Source organism: Azospirillum picis (assembly GCF_017876115.1).
Classification (GTDB): Bacteria; Pseudomonadota; Alphaproteobacteria; order Azospirillales; family Azospirillaceae; genus Azospirillum; species Azospirillum picis.
In genome coordinates this window covers 379,884-395,042 of the sequence record NZ_JAGINO010000003.1, presented here as the reverse complement: position 1 = coordinate 395,042, position 15,159 = coordinate 379,884, and the positions used below count along the sequence as shown (strand labels likewise).

17 protein-coding genes are annotated in these 15,159 nt (G+C 70.2%); 5 read left to right on the top strand and 12 right to left on the bottom strand.

The window, feature by feature from the left end:
* Positions 1-200: 200 nt before the first annotated feature.
* The 3 genes from J2850_RS06785 to purE form a co-directional block, all read right to left on the bottom strand.
* Positions 201-1,913 (bottom strand): EAL domain-containing protein, encoded by a 1,713-nt coding sequence (locus tag J2850_RS06785; protein ID WP_246512852.1) that lies wholly within the window; start codon positions 1,911-1,913, stop codon positions 201-203.
* 175 nt (positions 1,914-2,088) lie between these two features.
* Positions 2,089-3,192 (bottom strand): 5-(carboxyamino)imidazole ribonucleotide synthase, encoded by a 1,104-nt coding sequence (locus J2850_RS06780; protein WP_209980078.1) that lies wholly within the window; start codon positions 3,190-3,192, stop codon positions 2,089-2,091.
* A gap of 92 nt (positions 3,193-3,284) precedes the next feature.
* The gene (gene purE / locus J2850_RS06775; RefSeq protein WP_209980238.1) at positions 3,285-3,752 is read right to left on the bottom strand and encodes a 5-(carboxyamino)imidazole ribonucleotide mutase; all 468 of its coding nucleotides are present in this window, start codon (positions 3,750-3,752) and stop codon (positions 3,285-3,287) included.
* Positions 3,753-4,084: 332 nt separating this feature from the next.
* Between purE and J2850_RS06770 the strand changes: the two genes are divergently transcribed.
* Positions 4,085-4,549 carry a group III truncated hemoglobin gene (locus J2850_RS06770; RefSeq protein WP_246512851.1) on the top strand — a complete coding sequence of 155 codons (465 nt, stop codon included), beginning with the start codon at positions 4,085-4,087 and terminating at the stop codon, positions 4,547-4,549.
* Positions 4,550-4,683: 134 nt separating this feature from the next.
* Here J2850_RS06770 and J2850_RS06765 read toward each other — a convergent pair whose 3' ends face one another.
* Positions 4,684-4,884 (bottom strand): YdcH family protein, encoded by a 201-nt coding sequence (locus tag J2850_RS06765; protein WP_209980076.1) that lies wholly within the window; start codon positions 4,882-4,884, stop codon positions 4,684-4,686.
* A gap of 296 nt (positions 4,885-5,180) precedes the next feature.
* Here J2850_RS06765 and J2850_RS06760 point away from each other — a divergent pair, with 296 nt between their 5' ends.
* Entirely contained in the window at positions 5,181-6,275 is a 1,095-nt protein-coding gene (locus J2850_RS06760) for an ATP-dependent 6-phosphofructokinase (protein ID WP_209980073.1), read from the top strand.
* Positions 6,276-6,300: 25 nt separating this feature from the next.
* The gene (locus J2850_RS06755) at positions 6,301-6,813 is read left to right on the top strand and encodes a TIGR02444 family protein (RefSeq protein ID WP_209980071.1); all 513 of its coding nucleotides are present in this window, start codon (positions 6,301-6,303) and stop codon (positions 6,811-6,813) included.
* On the opposite strand, the gene J2850_RS06750 is transcribed toward J2850_RS06755, so the two are convergent.
* Positions 6,797-7,234 carry a hypothetical protein gene (locus J2850_RS06750; RefSeq protein WP_209980069.1) on the bottom strand — a complete coding sequence of 146 codons (438 nt, stop codon included), beginning with the start codon at positions 7,232-7,234 and terminating at the stop codon, positions 6,797-6,799. The genes J2850_RS06755 and J2850_RS06750 overlap by 17 nt on opposite strands.
* Before the next feature lie 174 nt (positions 7,235-7,408).
* Here J2850_RS06750 and J2850_RS06745 point away from each other — a divergent pair, with 174 nt between their 5' ends.
* The gene (locus J2850_RS06745; RefSeq protein ID WP_209980067.1) at positions 7,409-9,232 is read left to right on the top strand and encodes a tetratricopeptide repeat protein; all 1,824 of its coding nucleotides are present in this window, start codon (positions 7,409-7,411) and stop codon (positions 9,230-9,232) included.
* Here J2850_RS06745 and J2850_RS06740 read toward each other — a convergent pair.
* From J2850_RS06740 to J2850_RS06720, 5 genes are all read right to left on the bottom strand, one after another.
* Positions 9,208-9,465 carry a hypothetical protein gene (locus tag J2850_RS06740; RefSeq protein ID WP_209980247.1) on the bottom strand — a complete coding sequence of 86 codons (258 nt, stop codon included), beginning with the start codon at positions 9,463-9,465 and terminating at the stop codon, positions 9,208-9,210. The two genes, J2850_RS06745 and J2850_RS06740, sit on opposite strands and share 25 nt — an antisense overlap.
* 103 nt (positions 9,466-9,568) lie before the next feature.
* Entirely contained in the window at positions 9,569-10,249 is a 681-nt protein-coding gene (locus tag J2850_RS06735) for a carbonic anhydrase (RefSeq protein WP_209980064.1), read from the bottom strand.
* 196 nt (positions 10,250-10,445) lie between these two features.
* Positions 10,446-11,042, bottom strand: coding sequence for a UbiX family flavin prenyltransferase (locus tag J2850_RS06730; RefSeq protein WP_209980062.1), 597 nt, complete (start codon positions 11,040-11,042; stop codon positions 10,446-10,448).
* A 192-nt stretch (positions 11,043-11,234) separates the two neighbouring features.
* A complete protein-coding gene (locus J2850_RS06725) occupies positions 11,235-11,846 on the bottom strand; it encodes a DUF1013 domain-containing protein (RefSeq protein WP_209980236.1) in 612 nt (203 codons plus the stop codon).
* Between the two features lie 366 nt (positions 11,847-12,212).
* Positions 12,213-13,229, bottom strand: coding sequence for an NAD(P)H-quinone oxidoreductase (locus J2850_RS06720; protein WP_209980060.1), 1,017 nt, complete (start codon positions 13,227-13,229; stop codon positions 12,213-12,215).
* 197 nt (positions 13,230-13,426) lie between these two features.
* On the opposite strand from J2850_RS06720, the gene J2850_RS06715 reads away from it, so the two are divergent.
* Positions 13,427-13,624, top strand: a complete 198-nt coding sequence (locus J2850_RS06715) for a DUF1192 domain-containing protein (protein ID WP_209980058.1) — start codon at positions 13,427-13,429, stop codon at positions 13,622-13,624.
* Positions 13,625-13,733: 109 nt separating this feature from the next.
* Here the strand turns inward: J2850_RS06715 and J2850_RS06710 are convergent, their stop codons facing one another.
* A complete protein-coding gene (locus tag J2850_RS06710; RefSeq protein ID WP_209980056.1) occupies positions 13,734-14,558 on the bottom strand; it encodes a DUF2189 domain-containing protein in 825 nt (274 codons plus the stop codon).
* 321 nt (positions 14,559-14,879) lie between these two features.
* Positions 14,880-15,062 carry a DUF4169 family protein gene (locus J2850_RS06705; RefSeq protein ID WP_209980053.1) on the bottom strand — a complete coding sequence of 61 codons (183 nt, stop codon included), beginning with the start codon at positions 15,060-15,062 and terminating at the stop codon, positions 14,880-14,882.
* Positions 15,063-15,159 lie beyond the last annotated feature (97 nt).

Here is a 15,159-nt window from a genome sequence, read left to right as displayed (position 1 = left end):
CAGCGGCGGCCGCAGGACGAGGGCGCTTCCGGTTGCCCGTCCCACCTCGGGCGCCCCGCCCGATGAGACCGCGATATGCTCGATGACCAGTTCGGCCGGATAGAGAGGAGGGACTTGGCCTCGCCTGATCCGGCTGGCCGGTGACCCCGACAAGGCGGATGGAAGCAACGCCGAAATGGAAGCGGCACCGCCGCGACGGCTCAGCGCTTGAGGACCACTCTGCCGCCGCCGCGCACCTTGGACCAGTCCTTCGCGAAATAGGAGAAGTCGCGCGACGGCCGGCCGAACAGGAAGCCCTGGGCCAGCGTCACTCCCAGTTCCGCCAGCAGGTCGGCATGCGCCTGTTCCTCCACCTGCTCGCCGATGAGGGCCATGCCGAGCTGGCGGCAGACGTCGACCATCGACCGCAGCATCGCCAGATCGCGGGGGTTGGCCGCCGCGCCGCGGACGAACTGGCCATCGATCTTGGCGTAGTCGGCCTGGATCCCGTACAGCGACTGGAAGGAGGTCGAACCGGCGCCGACATCGTCCAGGCAAATCCGGTACCCCGCCTGGCGCAACCTCTGCAGCACGCCGTTCAGCTTGGCGATGTCGGTGACGACCACCGTCTCGGTCACCTCGATGAGCAGCTTGCCGGCGAGGTCGCCATAGGGCTCGGTCACCGACAGGAACTGCTTGAGGAAGAGGGGGCTCATCAGCGTCTTCGCCGACAGATTGATCGCGACCTCCGGCAGGCGGGGCTCCTTGCGGAACTGCCGCAGCGTGTCGAGGACGGATTGGGCGAGCAGCAGATCGAAGTCGTAGATCAGCCCGACATCCTCGGCGAAGGTGATGAAGTCCGTGGGCGAACTCATCCCATCCACCCTGGTCAGCGCCTCCAGGTGGTGGACGGCACCGCTGGCGACGTCGACGATCGGCTGGTAGACGACGGTGAAGTCCCTGTTCTCGATGGTGGCGCGCAGCCGGCCGATCCGCTCGACCGCGCCGGCCATCAGGCGATTGGCCCCGTCCTCCAGACTGGAGATGGTGAACTCCCCACCCTGGGCGGAGGCGAAGGCCTGGACGGTGTAGACGAGCGCCCGGGCGGCGTCGGTGGCGTCCAGGGCATCGTCGGCCATGTCGAGCGTCCAGGTGCGGATGCCTCCCGGCAATGTGCCGCCCGCCGTCTCGATGATGCGGCCGATGTGGTCGCGCACCTCCCGGCCGTCGACGTCGGCGGCGTGCAGGATGCCATAGCGGTCGCCGGTGAGCTGTCCGGCGCTGTCGCCGTCGGTGGAGATGCCGCGCAGATAGGCATCGATGCCGTCGCGAACCTCGCTCGCCGCTCCTTCCGGCATCGACTCCACCATTGCCTGAAGCCCGTCGACCAGCAGCAGCGTCAGGCCCTCGTCGGTGCCCTTCTCGTAGGCCGCGAGAACGCGGTCTTCCAGCATGTCGGCGAAACCGCGGCCGTCCGGCAGTTCGCCGCCGGCCGGGATGGCCGTCCTGGACGGATCGGCGAGCAAGATGGTCAGGAAGAGGGAGTTCGGACAGGAGTCGAGCCGGCAGCCGCCGAGCAGCGCCGGGAATTCCTGGCCGTCGACCGACCGGAACAGGACGCGCGACGGCTTGATCCGCGCCTTTTCCCCGATCCGCCCGAACAGAACCCGGACGTATTTGCGATCTCCGGGGATCACGAGGTCCAGCAGGTTCGTCCCCACCAGCCGCCCCACCTCGTCGTTGGTCAGGCGGCAGCGCGCGCCGGCGGAGAACAGGATTGTGCCGGTCAGGTCGGTCTCGATCAGCAGGTCGGCGGCGGCGAAGGCGAAGCCGACGAAACGGTCGCGGTCCTGGACGGATTGCGTCCGCCGCTGGCCGCCGGCGGGCGCGGTGGGGGTGGCCGATCCTGTGCCGTCCTGCACCGGGGTCATCATGCGTCCGCTGACTGCATCGGTGTTGTCGGGTTTAACGGTCGATGCATCCAAGGCTAACCGAAAACCCCGTGCACAGGAAGGCCGGCGATCCCGGCAGCCGGATCCTCGCGCTATGAGTGTCTCCGGGGATAGCGTTCGGAGGCCATCGCCGCGGGCCGCCGGGCAGGGGAGGAAGTCAGCGGCGGGGCAGCAGCCGGTTGACGTGTCCCATCTTGCGTCCGGGGCGCGCCTCGGCCTTGCCGTACAGGTGCAGGCGGACACCGGGTTCGGCGAGCAGGTCCGGCCAGCGGTCGACGTCGTCGCCGATCAGGTTGGTCATCTCCGCGTCCGCCAGCCGTTCCACCGAGCCCAGCGGCAGGCCGCAGACCGCACGCACGAGCTGCTCGAACTGGCAGGTGGCGCAGGCGTCCATGGTCCAGTGGCCTGAATTGTGCGGACGGGGGGCCATTTCGTTGACCAGGACGGCACCGTCGGGCGTGACGAACATCTCGACGGCGAGGACGCCGACAAGGTCCAACGCCTCCGCGATGCGGCGCGCGATGCGGTCCGCCTCCGCCGCCGTCGCCGCAGAGACCTGTGCCGGGGCGATGGTGACGTCGAGGATGCCGTCCTTGTGGCGGTTCTCGACCGCCGGGTAGGCGACCATCGCGCCGTCGGCGCCGCGGGCGACGATCACCGACACCTCGCAGGCGAAGGTCACGAACCCCTCGACGATCCCGGCGACGCCGGGCTTGCCGCCGCCGATCGCGCTCCAGGCCGCGGCGGGATCGCTGCCCTCGTCAAGGCGTGCCTGCCCCTTGCCGTCATAGCCGAGCCTGGTCGACTTGAGCACGCAGCGCGGCCCGATCTCGGCCGCGGCGCGCGCGACCTCCCCGGCGTCGTTGGCCGGCCTCCAGGGTGCGGTGGCGATGCCGAGGCCGTTGACGAAGCTCTTCTCGGCGATCCGGTCCTGGGCGACCGAGAGCAGGTTCGGGCCGGGATGCACGCCGGTGAACCGGCGCAGATGCTCCACGGTCGCGACCGGCACGTTCTCCCACTCCAAGGTGACCACGTCGACCGAGCGTGCGAAGCGCTCCAGCGCCCCCAGGTCGTTCCAGTCGGCGACCGTGGCCGACGCGCTCACCTGCGCGGCGGGGCTGCCGGCGGCGTCGGGGGCGAAGACATGGGTCTTGTAGCCAAGCCGCGCGGCCGCCAGAGCCGTCATGCGACCGAGCTGGCCTGCGCCCAGCATGCCGATGGTCGAACCGGGCGCGAGGCGGGGGAGGGAGGGGCCGGTCATGGCGATGCAGCCTTCTGTGTGGTCACTCTGGTGTGGTCACCGGCAACGGCACCGGCACTTGGGCCGGAGGTCCCGATGCCGGGGGCCGGAGGTCAGGCGGGGTCGTCGACCGGCGCCTCGGCGACGGCGGCGGTCTGGCGGGCGCGCCAGCCGTCCAGCGCCCCGGCGACCGCGGGATCCAGCAGGGCGATCACCGACGCGGCCAGGAGGGCGGCGTTGATGGCTCCGGCCTTGCCGATCGCCAGCGTTCCGACGGGAACGCCGCCCGGCATCTGCACGATCGAGAGCAGGCTGTCCATGCCCTTCAGCGCATGGCTCTCGACCGGCACGCCGAACACCGGCAACGGCGTCATCGATGCAGCCATTCCGGGGAGATGGGCGGCGCCGCCGGCACCGGCGATCACCACCTTCAGGCCGCGCGCCTTGGCCGTGGTCGCGTACTCGACCAGCCGGTGGGGCGTGCGGTGGGCGGAGACGATGCGGACCTCATGCCCGACGCCCAGCGCGGCCAGCGTGTCCGCGGCATGCTTCATGGTCGTCCAGTCCGACTGGCTGCCCATGATGATGCCGACGAGCGGCTGGAGGCCGTTGCCGGGGACCGTAGCGGAAATGGGGGCGGGACTGGCGGCGGGAGCGGCGGCGTTCGCCGAGGGGGGCGGGACGGTATCGGCGGACACGGGCGGGCGCTTTCCTTGAGGTCCGGAAAGCGGCGCATTATAGGAAGAGTCGGGCGCGAGTCCAGAGCCGGTGCCGGACGGTCGGGCACGGAACCGAATTCGCAGGCCGGATCTGCGACATTCCGGCCCTTCCTGCACGGCATGGGCCGTCCTATGGTACAGGTCTATATGCCTACACATAGTTCGCACCATCACCGACCTGACGGATCCGCCGCATGACCGACCACGCCCGCAATGACGACCAGGATACCGAACCGAGGAGCGCGCGCGGCGACATCCGCACGGCGATGGCGCAGGAGCGCATGGCCGCCGTCGGCATCGACGAGGCGGCGATCGAGCGGCTGGTCCGCACCTTCTACGGCAAGATCATGAAGGACGAGGTGCTGGGGCCGATCTTCGGCCGGGCCATCACCGACTGGGAGCCCCACCTGCGCAAGATGACGGACTTCTGGTCGTCGATCGCCCTGCTGACCCAGCGGTACGAAGGCAGGCCGATGCCCGTCCATATCACGCTGGGGCTGGAGCCGCCGCATTTCGAGCGCTGGCTCGGCCTTTTCCGCGAGACGGCGAAGGAACTCTTTCCGGCCGACGGTGCCGCCTTCCTGATCGGCAAGGCGGAGAACATCGCCCGCAGCTTCCAGATGGGCATCCAGTTCTTCACGGTGCCGAGGAAGGAGTGACCCCGTCCGGGCGTGTCGGGCTGTCCGCACGACGCGCCCCGCTTCCCTGACCGGGCGCGCCCGCGTCCCGGCAGGGGTGCGGGGACGGGGGAGCGGGACGGGGGCAGCTTGCCGCGGTCAGTGCCCAGGCACCGTCATGCGATGATGTCCGGCAGCAGACGGCTCTCCAGGAGGGTGATCTGGTCCTTCAGCATCAGCTTGCGCTTCTTCAGCCGCTGCATCTGGAGCTGGTCGTAAGGCGCACGTTCGGCCAGCCGGGCGATGACGTCGTCCAGGTCGCGGTGCTCGCTGCGCAAGCTCGCCAGTTTTTCCTTCAGAATCTCTTGTTCGTTCATCGCGCCCGTTCGGGAATGGCCGTTGCCCCGTTGATCCGGGGGTGCTCCTGCGGGTGGACCGCTGTTTCTGGCCCGTTGTCTGGGCGCCGGGACTATATCAGATTTCCGGCAAAGCGGCAGCGCGAAACCGGTCTGCTCTTCCCCGTGCCGTACGGGAAATGTTCGCAGGCGAACGGAGGAAACCCGCGGCGGTGATGCACCCGCACCATCGACGGCCGGCAACGATTGCGGGAAATGATTGTTCGGGTAACATGGTGGTCCATTTCAACAAACAGGCGAACGGGACGGGAAACTCAATGACTGCCCCAAAGAAAGCCGGGAAACGTATCGGCATACTGACCAGCGGCGGCGACTGTGCCGGATTGAACGCGGTGATCCGCGCGGTGGTCCACCGCGCGACGGGATACGGCTGGCAGGTGCTCGGCATCAAGGAAGGCACCCAGGGGCTGCTGCAGCGCCCGGTGCAATACCAGACGCTCGACCTCGGCAGCGTCGACGGCCACATGATGCGGCAGGGCGGCACCATCCTCGGCACCACCAACAGGGGCGATCCCTTCGCCTATCCGATGCCCGACGGGACGGTGAAGGACCGGTCCGACGAGATCATCGGCGGCTACCGCGAGCTCGGGCTGGACGCGCTGATCGGCATCGGCGGCGACGGCAGCTTCGCCATCCTGCACAAGCTGGCGCAGAAGGGCGGCTTCCCGATGGTCGGAGTCCCCAAGACCATCGACAATGACCTGGGCAAGACCGAGGTTTCGGTCGGCTACGACACCGCCGTCGCCGTCGCGGTGGAGGCGCTCGACCGGCTGCAGCCGACCGCCGCCAGCCATCACCGCGTCATGGTGCTGGAGGTGATGGGACGCGACGCCGGGCATATCGCGCTGGCAGCCGGCATCGCCGGCGGTGCGGACGTCATCCTGATCCCGGAAATCGCCTATTCGATCGAGAGCATCGCCGCCAAGATCCAGGAGGTCCGCAACTCCGGCCGCAACTTCGCCCTGGTGGTGGTGTCGGAGGCCGTGAAGACCCTGGAGGGGAGCGGCGTCAAGAAGGTGCTGCAGGGTGGCGAGAAGCGGTATGGCGGCATCGGCGACTATATCGGCGAGAAGATCGCCGACGCGACCGGCGCCGAGACCCGCGTCACCGTGCTGGGGCATGTCCAGCGCGGCAGCATGCCGAGCCCGCGCGACCGGCTGATCGCCTCGGCGTTCGGCGTGCACGCAGTCGACCTGATCGCCGAGGGCAAGTTCAACCGCATGGTCGCCTGGTCCAACCGCGGGGTCATCGACGTGCCGATCACCGAAGCCATCGAGCATTACTCCTGCGTCGAGCTGGACGGCGCGCTGGTCAAGACGGCACGCGGCCTCAGCATCAGCTTCGGCGACTGACCGGGTGGCGGGCGGCGGGCCGACGGTGCCGCGGGCCGGGGGCAATCCCTTCTGGGACTTCTCCCTGGCCGTCTACGGCCGGCCGGGCGTTCCGGCCGCCTGCCTCGCCCTGCAGGACCGCCGGGGGGTGGACGTGAATGTCCTGCTGTTCGCCGCCTGGACCGGGTTGGCCTGCGCCGAGCGGCTGTCGGCCGAGGAGCTCGGGAGGGCCGATGCGGCCGTCGCCGGCTGGCGGGACGAGGTCGTGCGCCCGCTGCGGGCCATCCGGCGGCGGAGCAAGGGCGAGGACGAGGAGTTGTACCGCCGGATGAAGGCGGCGGAACTGGAGGCGGAACGCGTCCAGCAGGACCGGCTGTTCACCGCGGCCGGGCGGCGTCCGCGGCCGGGCGGCACGCTGGAGTTGGCAGCGGCGAACATGGCGCTGCTGGTGCCGGATGGTGATCCGGCGCTGGCGGCGCTGATCGCGGCGCTGGTCACGACGCCGGATGAGGGGGATGGCCCGCCGCCGGGCGGCAGGCCGCTCAGCGGTTCAGGATGAGCTCGTTCGGATCACGCGCGACGCTGGAAACCAGCACCGGCTTGCCGGCGTAGAAGGCGCTGCACCGTTTGCCGCCGACCAGCCGGGTCAGCGCCGCTTCCCACTCGCGCCCCTTCGGCCCGACGATCCGCAGCTTCAACTGATCGATCAGCGGGTAGATCTTGTACCTGTCGATCTCCACCGGGTCCGCGCTGGTGGTGGTGAAGACCGCCTGCGCCAGCGTCAGCGTCTTCCCGTTGATTTCCAGGGTCACGTCCTGCGCCCAGGGGCAGCCGTTGGACTTGGCGCCCTCGTTGGCGAGCACCGGGCCGGCAGCGAGAAGGCCGGCGGCCAGCACGAAGGCGGCCGGCAGGAGGGCAGTGGCGGCGGTGGGCCGGCCGGGGACGGCCGGGAAACGAGCCCGGGACGGGCGGGAGGTCATGGTCCGCTCCTTGTTGATCGGGCCGGAGGATATAGGCCGGACCGGAGGGTGGCAATCCGGGTAAGCCCCGCAATTCGTGACGGTTTGCGACATCGGTTGCCTCGTCCGTCTGGACCGGCCCGGCCGTCGCGGGGCATGATCGCGACGATCCCGCCACTCCTTTCGCGAGTCCTGATGGTAACCCTGTCGCAGGCCCTGCTGATCGCGCTCGACCACCACCAGGCCGGGCGGACGGCGGAAGCGGAGGAACTGTACCGCCGCATCCTCGCCGCCGATCCGGAGCATGCCGATGCGATGCAACTGCTGGGCGTGCTGTCGGCGCAGGCCGGCGGCCTCGACAGGGCCGGCCGGCTGCTGCGCCTTGCGGTGGCGTTGCGGCCCGACGGCCCGGGGGGCGTGTCCAACCTGGCCGGCCTCCGACAATCGGCGGGGGATGCCGCCGAGGCGTTTCGCCTTTACGGGCGGGCCTTGCGGCTGATGCCCGACCTGGCAGACGCCCATGCCGGGCGCTGTGCCGCGTTGCGGGCGCTCGACCGCAACGGTCCGGCCTTGGCCGCCGGGGAACGGGCGCTGGCGCTGGCGCCCACCCATGCGGACGCTCTGACCAACCGTGCCGGCGCGCTGCTGGCCGGTGGTGATGCCGCCGCGGCCGAGCGCTGCGCGCGGCGGGCCCTGCGCCTCAACCCGCGGTCGGCGGCGGCGCATGCTGCACTGGCGGCGGCGCTGGCCGCGGGGCGCCGCTGGACGGAGGCCGAGGCTTCGGCCCGCGCCGCCCTCGCATCCGACCGCGGCCTGGCAGACGCGTGGGAGCTGCTCGGCGCGGTCCTGGCAAAGCTTGGCCGCTTCCCCGACTCCCTCGATGCCTTCGCCGCCGCGGAGCGGCTGCGTTCAGGCCCGGCGCTCTGGGCGGCCCGCGGCACGGCGCTGGTCGCGATGGCCAAGCCGCGCGAGGCCCTGGCCGATTTCGACCGTGCCCTGGCGGCGCGTCCTCAGGATGCCGGCCTGCATTGGAACCGCGGCTTCGCCCGCCTCCTGGCCGGCGATTATGAAGGAGGGTGGCCGGAGTTTGACTGGCGGCGCCACGACGACCGTGCCGAACCGCCCTGGCGGCGCCTGGACCGACCGACCTGGCGCGGCGAACCGCTCGCGGGGCGAACCATCCTGCTCTACGCCGAACAGGGGCTTGGCGACACCCTGCAGTTCCTGCGCTACGTTCCGCTGGTCGCCGCCCGCGGAGCGACGGTGATCCTGGAGGTCCAACGGCCGCTGCTGCCGCTGGCGGCGGGGCTGGAAGGGGCCGCGCGGGTCATCGCGCGCGGCGACCCGCTGCCGCAGTTCGACCTGGAATGTCCGCTGATGAGCCTGCCGCGCGCCTTCGGCACGACGCTCGACCGGGTTCCGGCGGCGGTTCCCTATATCGTGCCCGACCCGCTGCGCGCCGCCCGTTGGCGCGACCGGCTGGCCGAGGACGCACGGTCCGTGCCGGGCGTCGAGGGGCGGCGGCGGCCGCTGCGCGTCGGCGTGGTCTGGGCCGGGAATCCGCGCTTCCCCGGGGACGGCCTGCGCTCGCCCCGGCTGTCCGGCCTGCGTGCCCTGTTCGGCGTGCCGGGCTGCCGCTTCTACGGGCTTCAGATGGGGCCAGGGCGATCCGACCTCGCCGAGACCGCGATGCCGTCGAGCGCCACCGACCCGGGCTTCATCGACCTTGGCCCGGACATCGCCGATTTCGCCGACACAGCCGCCATCATGACGGCGCTCGACCTCGTGGTGTCGTCCTGCACCGGGCCGGCCCACCTCGCCGGAGCACTGGGCGTGCCGTTGTGGGTCGCCTTGCCCTTCTCGCCCGACTGGCGCTGGCTTCTTGCGAGGGACGACAGCCCCTGGTACCCGACGGCCAAGCTGTTCCGCCAGCCGTCGCCCGGCGACTGGTCTTCGGTCGCCGGGCGGATGGCTGCCGAACTTGCCTTGGCGGTTCAGCGCTTCACGCCGTCACCGTAGCGGGAGCAGTCATAATCGTCGGTGCCTGCTTCGGCGCGTCCACCGTTCGAGGTGTTGTAGCGCGGGTCGTCGCAGCGGCCGTTGCGGGCATAGGGCGAGTCGGAGCTGCCCGACCCGAACAGCCCGCCGCCGCTGCCGCCGAACAGCCCGCCGTTTCCGCTGCTGGTCTGGTTGCAGGCGGCGAGGGCGAGCGGGGCGGCGGCGAGGATCACGAACCTGAGTGGCGTCTTCATGGCGTCTCATTCCCTGTCAGGGTGCGAAGAACGGATTGTTCTGAGCACCTAACAACGGAGGGGCGCCTGGGTTTCCCCCGATCCGGCGTTCGACGCCTTATCCTTACTCCACCGGCTGGAACAGCCGGGTCGCGGGGTTGATCGCCCACATCTCGCCCGACTCCAGGTCGAACCACCAGCCATGGATGTTGAGCGTCCCGTCCTCGACCCGTTCGCGGACGAAGGGGAAGGTCATCAGGTTGTCGACCGAGGCCCGCACGGCCGCCCGCTCGATGATCGCCGGCGTCTCCTGCAGCTTTTCCGCATCGGCCCGTCCCTGCTCCGATCCCTCCGGCCCGACATAGGGGTCGAGTGCCGAGCCGGCGATCGACACCCAGGGGGAGACGAAGTCGTCGTCGCCCTTCTGTCCTGCGCGCAGCCGGATCAGGCCGCGGATGCCGCCGCACTGCGCGTGGCCGAGGACGATGATCTCCGTCACCTTCAGCGACTTCACCGCATACTCGATGGCGGCGGAGGTGCCGTGGTAGCTGCCGTCGGGCTGATAGGGCGGCACGAGGTTGGCGACGTTGCGGACGACGAACAGTTCGCCCGGCTCCGCCATGGTCAGCAGCGCCGGGTCGACCCGGCTGTCCGAGCAGCCGATCAGCAGAACTTCGGGATGCTGGCCCTCCGTCACGAGCTGTCGCATGCTGTCGGGGCGGCGCTCGTAGTAACGGGCACGGAAGGCCTTGATGCCTGCCAGGAGCTGGCGGATCGGCTCGGTGGGTTTGCTGCTGAAGGGCATGGTCGGGCTGTCCCTGATCCTGCAGGCCGGCGAAACGGCCGTGCCCGCGTCACATTATGTCACAAGCGGTATAGCGGCATTATGTCCGCTCTCCAAGCCACCTGTTGAGCGGGTGCCTCCGGAAGACGGAGCGGGCGGCGGGAGGGGCGGGGCGGGGCGGGTGCCGGAGGGCGGATGGAGGGCGGATCGCGCCGGCTCAGCCCGGCCCGGACGTCTCGCCCCAGCGGCGCAGGGTGCCGGTATCCAGCCCGAACAGATCCAGCACCCGGCCGACGGAATGGTCGACGATGTCGTCGATGCTCTCGGGCCCGGCGTAGAAGGCCGGGACGGGAGGGGCGATCACCGCGCCCATCTCCGCCAGCGCCGTCATGGTGCGGAGGTGCCCGAGATGCAGCGGCGTTTCCCGCACCATGAGCACCAGCCGGCGCCGCTCCTTCAGCACGACGTCGGCGGCGCGGGTCAGCAGCGTCGAGGTGACGCCGCTGGCGATCTCGCTCATGCTGCGGACGGAGCAGGGGGCGACGACCATGCCCAGCGTGCGGAAACTGCCGCTGGAGATCGCGGCGCCGATGTCGGCGGCGGCATAGCTGACGTCGGCCAGCGCCCGCAGCTCGGCCACCTTCATGTCGGTCTCGTGAGCCAGCGTCACTTCGGCCGATCGGCTGATCACCAGGTGCGATTCCACCGCGATGCGCCGCAGGGCCTGCAGCATGCGGATGCCGTAGACGACGCCCGATGCGCCGCTGATCCCGACGACGAGGCGGGGGGGCGGGGTGGCGGTGGAACTGCTCATGGCATGGCGACCACGGTTGATCCCGGCGTGCGTGCCGGGAAATGGGCGGCGCCCGGAGGACGGGGCGGGAGACAAGGCCGGAGACGCGGCGGCAGCCGCCCTCTCCCGTCGCGGGCGGGGGCAGCGAAAGCGGCCGCCCCGCCGGTCATGGCAGCTTTTCCCGGCGGGGTCGGCCGTATCCGGCCAGGATGGTCAGCGGGCGTCTTCGCGGTCGGAATAGTCGTCGCCGCGGCCTTCGTAATAATCGTCCTCGGCGACGTCTTCCGGCGACCGCGGGACACCGCCGCGGCGGATCGCCAGGGCGAGGGCCTCTTCCAGCTCACGCTGCGAGCACAGGCCGAGCATGACCGGGCTGCGCGGCTTGATGTTGGCGACGTTCCAGTGGGTGCGGTCGCGCACCGCAGCGATGGTCGGCTTGGTGGTGCCGATCAGGCGGCAGACCTGCGCATCCGACAGCTCCGGATGGTGCTTCAGCAGCCAGGCGATGGCGTCGGGCTTGTCGCCGCGCTTGGTGATCGGGGTGTAGCGCGGACCCTTGGAGCGCGAGGCGACCTGCGGCAGGTCGGCGACCAGCAGCTTCAGTCGCAGATCCTGGTTCTTCTCGCACCGCTCGATCTCGGCCTTGGTCAACTGGCCGTTGGCGATCGGGTCGAGGCCCACCATGCCCACCGCGACCTCGCCGTCGGCGATGGCCTGGACTTCCAGCGAATGCATGCCGCAGAAGGCGGCGATCTGCTCGAAGGACAAGGACGTGTTCTCGACCAGCCAGACGGCCGTCGCTTTCGGCATCAAGGGCAGTGCCATCATCCCTCCTGACAACTCTTCACCGGCCCCTCCCGCTGGCGGGTGGGGCGACCGGCCGTTCAATTAAGATTGCGCTGGTCGGACCACGGAGCCATCCCCGCCCCGGGCGACGGGGCGTCTCGTGACCACGATATCCCGTCACCACGATATAGGGCGGAAACCGGTCCGCGTAAGCATGCTTGCGCAGGCGCACCGGGAAATCCCGGCCGCCCGCTCGCCTCTGCTAACCCGTCTTGCCCGTGCAAGGCAAGCCCGACGGCGCGGATCGGCCGAGAAAAGCAAAAATCCGGTCCGGATCGCGCCCCCGGCCCGGCCGTCCGCCGGGTTGGGGGCGCAGGATCAGGGGGCAAGGGCAGGGGGGCTGGGTCAGGCGGCGTCCGGTCCGACCGTCAGCACGATCTTGCCGATGTGGGTGCTGCTTTCCATCAGGCGATGGGCTTCGGCAGCCTCCTCCAGCGGGAAGGTGGCGTGGATCTGCGGCTTGACGGTGCCGGCCGCCAGCAGCGGCCACACCTGCTGGCGCAGGGCGGCGGCGATCCGGCCCTTCTCCGGCACCGGGCGGGCGCGCAGCGTGGACCCGGTGAGCGTCAGCCGCTTGGTCATCACCGGGTACATGTTCAGCGACACCTTGGCCCCCTGCAGGAAGGCGATCGAGACGTGGCGGCCGTCCGGCGCCATGACCTCGACGTCGCGGGCGATGTAGTCTCCGCCGACCATGTCCAGCACCACGTCGACGCCGCGTCCGCCGGTCGCCTCGCGGATCACCGCGGCGAAGTCCTCGGTCTTGTAGTTGATGGCGCGGTCGGCACCGAGATCCTCGCAGGCCCGGCACTTGTCGTCGCTGCCGGCGGTGGTGAAGACGGTGGCGCCGAAGGATTTGGCGAGCTGGATGGCCGTGGTGCCGATGCCGCTCGACCCGCCATGGATCAGCAGCGTCTCGCCGCGCTGGAGGGCGCCGCGCTCGAACACGTTGGTCCAGACGGTGAAGAAGGTTTCCGGCACGGCCGCCGCCTCGACCATCGTCAGGCCTTCCGGCACGGGCAGGGCCTGCACCGCCGGGACGGCGCAATATTCGGCATAGGCGCCGCCGGCAACCAGGGCGCAGACGCGGTCGCCGGTGGCCCAGCCGCTCACGCCCTCGCCGATGGCGATGACGGTGCCGGCCAGTTCCAGCCCCGGGAGGTCCGAGGCGCCGGGCGGCGGGTCGTAGCGCCCCTGGCGCTGCAGCGTGTCGGGGCGGTTGACGCCGGCCGCCGCCACCTCCACCAGGATCTCGCCCGGACCGGGAACGGGCGCCGGGCGGCGGGTGGCTTGGAGCACGTCCGGTCCCCCGGGCTGGGAGATCTCGACGCAGCGCATGCTGTCCGGCAAGGCGAGGCCCATGGCGTTTTCCCTCTTTGCGTTCATTCCGGGGGCGGCCGGCAGGCCGGGAGCGGCCCGGAGGCCGGTAGGCCGATTGCGGCCCTGAAGCCGTCAGGTTGGATTCGTTCGACCCGGAAAGGTAGGTTTATCGCACGGGACTGGCAAGGCGCGAGGCTCCGACCTCGCCGGCCGCCCGATCCGGCCGACAGGAGGACGACATGACGATCGATGACCGCTTCGACGACCTGGAGCCGCGCAAGGCCAAGCCTGCGCCCAAGGACCTTACCGTGATGGGGGTCGCCGAACTCCAGGGCTACATCGCCTCGCTGGAGGCCGAGATCGAGCGGGCACGGGCCGCCATCGCCGCCAAGGAGGCACAGAAGTCGGCGGCGGAGGCGTTCTTCAGGAAGGGATGACCGGGAAACGGCGCGGGCGCCCTCCCGCCGGGAGGACGCCCGCCTTGCCGCTGCCTTTGGCACTGCCCGTGCCGGCGCGATCGTCCGGATGGATCAGCCGCCGGATGGATCAGCCGCGGCCCACGAGGTCGCGGTAGCAATGCCACGACGCGTGGCCGATCAGCGGCAGCGCCAGCGCCATGCCGAGGAAGCCGGTGACCATTCCGGCGCTGGTGAACAGGGCGATCAGGAAGGCCCAGGTGAGCATGGGACGGGCGTTCGCCCGAACCACGGCGACGCTCGTCGCCATCGCGGTGAACACGTCGGTGTCGCGGTCCAGCAGCATGGGGATCGATACGACGGCGACCGAGAAGACGGCCGTGGCGATGACGCCGCCGAACAGCGTGCCGGTCAGCAGGAAGGGAAGCGTCTCCGCGGAGAAGAAAATCCGGTCGACCAACTGGTCCAGCGCCGGAGGCTCGCCGGAGAAGAACAGCGCGAAGATCAGGAAGGCGACGCGGATCCAGGCCAGCATCGCCAGCATCATGACCAGGCCGATGCCGGCGATCTGCACGCCGTTGCGCCGGTAGGCGGCCGCCACCTTGCCGAAGCTCGGCCGCTCGCCGAGTTCCAGCAGCCGGCTGGTTTCATAGAGCCCGACCGCCAGCACCGGGCCGATCAGCATGAAGCCGGCGGCGAGCGGCAACAGGAGATATTCCATCTCCAGCGTCGCCAGTCCGACCACCAGGATGAAGCTGGAAATCACCGCCAGCGCGCCGTAGGCGGCGCTGATGGCGGGGGCCGCGGTCATGTCGCGCCAGGCGGCGGACAGCCAGACCCAGGGCCGGTCGGCCTCGACCACCCGGATCGACGGCAGGTAGGCGGGAACCGGCGCTGCGGAGGCATGCGCCTGAGGCTTGTCAACCGAACCGCGAAACGACGTCATGTCGACCATGATGACGGCCCTCCCCATAAGCCATGGCCATAGTCCATGGAATGTGGCCCAAGATGGCCGCCTGCCGCCCTGTCCCTATGATCGGGGACCCGATGCGACCACCGTGAAGACCACCTTGATGACCACCGTGGCGTGCGCCCGCCGGCGCTCATGGGGAAACTCTCACACAGGTGGCGTGATCGTCGCAATAATTAACTGTTTGTACGTCCAATGGTCACAAGATCGCGGTGATCGGCCCCACCAACAGTCCGGTTTCCGCTTACCTAAGCCGAACCGGCATATATCCCGGCCGGGGCCGCCGACATGCGCCCGCAGCCGCTCTCAGGCCGGGTCGTCCAGCTTCTGTCCGTCCAGGGTCCTGGCCCGCCGGTCGGCCTCCAGCCGGTCACGGTCCTTCTCGGCCTTGGTGCGGCCGAATCGGACCCGATTCGCGTCGGCTTCCTTTGTGCGTTCGGCCCGGTCGCGGCTCTTGCGGAAGCGGTTGAGGTTGACCACGTCGCCCATGGCACGGTCTCCGTTGGCGGATCTGTTGCGATCGGACGCCGCGGGCCGCCATCGGCCGGTCCGCGGGGCGGTGAAAATTTGAGCCGGCGGTCGAGTC

Coding starts and splice junctions, on each gene's coding strand:
- J2850_RS06735 (WP_209980064.1), bottom strand. CDS start 10,249: ATGCCCTTCAGCAGCAAACCCACCGAGCCGATCCGCCAGCTCCTGGCA.
- J2850_RS06715 (WP_209980058.1), top strand. CDS start 13,427: ATGACGATCGATGACCGCTTCGACGACCTGGAGCCGCGCAAGGCCAAG.
- J2850_RS06710 (WP_209980056.1), bottom strand. CDS start 14,558: ATGGTCGACATGACGTCGTTTCGCGGTTCGGTTGACAAGCCTCAGGCG.
- J2850_RS06705 (WP_209980053.1), bottom strand. CDS start 15,062: ATGGGCGACGTGGTCAACCTCAACCGCTTCCGCAAGAGCCGCGACCGG.
- J2850_RS06770 (WP_246512851.1), top strand. CDS start 4,085: ATGACCGACCACGCCCGCAATGACGACCAGGATACCGAACCGAGGAGC.
- J2850_RS06730 (WP_209980062.1), bottom strand. CDS start 11,042: ATGAGCAGTTCCACCGCCACCCCGCCCCCCCGCCTCGTCGTCGGGATC.
- J2850_RS06750 (WP_209980069.1), bottom strand. CDS start 7,234: ATGACCTCCCGCCCGTCCCGGGCTCGTTTCCCGGCCGTCCCCGGCCGG.
- J2850_RS06720 (WP_209980060.1), bottom strand. CDS start 13,229: ATGGGCCTCGCCTTGCCGGACAGCATGCGCTGCGTCGAGATCTCCCAG.
- J2850_RS06745 (WP_209980067.1), top strand. CDS start 7,409: ATGGTAACCCTGTCGCAGGCCCTGCTGATCGCGCTCGACCACCACCAG.
- J2850_RS06725 (WP_209980236.1), bottom strand. CDS start 11,846: ATGGCACTGCCCTTGATGCCGAAAGCGACGGCCGTCTGGCTGGTCGAG.
- J2850_RS06765 (WP_209980076.1), bottom strand. CDS start 4,884: ATGAACGAACAAGAGATTCTGAAGGAAAAACTGGCGAGCTTGCGCAGC.
- J2850_RS06785 (WP_246512852.1), bottom strand. CDS start 1,913: ATGATGACCCCGGTGCAGGACGGCACAGGATCGGCCACCCCCACCGCG.
- J2850_RS06760 (WP_209980073.1), top strand. CDS start 5,181: ATGACTGCCCCAAAGAAAGCCGGGAAACGTATCGGCATACTGACCAGC.
- purE (WP_209980238.1), bottom strand. CDS start 3,752: ATGGGCAGCCAGTCGGACTGGACGACCATGAAGCATGCCGCGGACACG.
- J2850_RS06780 (WP_209980078.1), bottom strand. CDS start 3,192: ATGACCGGCCCCTCCCTCCCCCGCCTCGCGCCCGGTTCGACCATCGGC.
- J2850_RS06740 (WP_209980247.1), bottom strand. CDS start 9,465: ATGAAGACGCCACTCAGGTTCGTGATCCTCGCCGCCGCCCCGCTCGCC.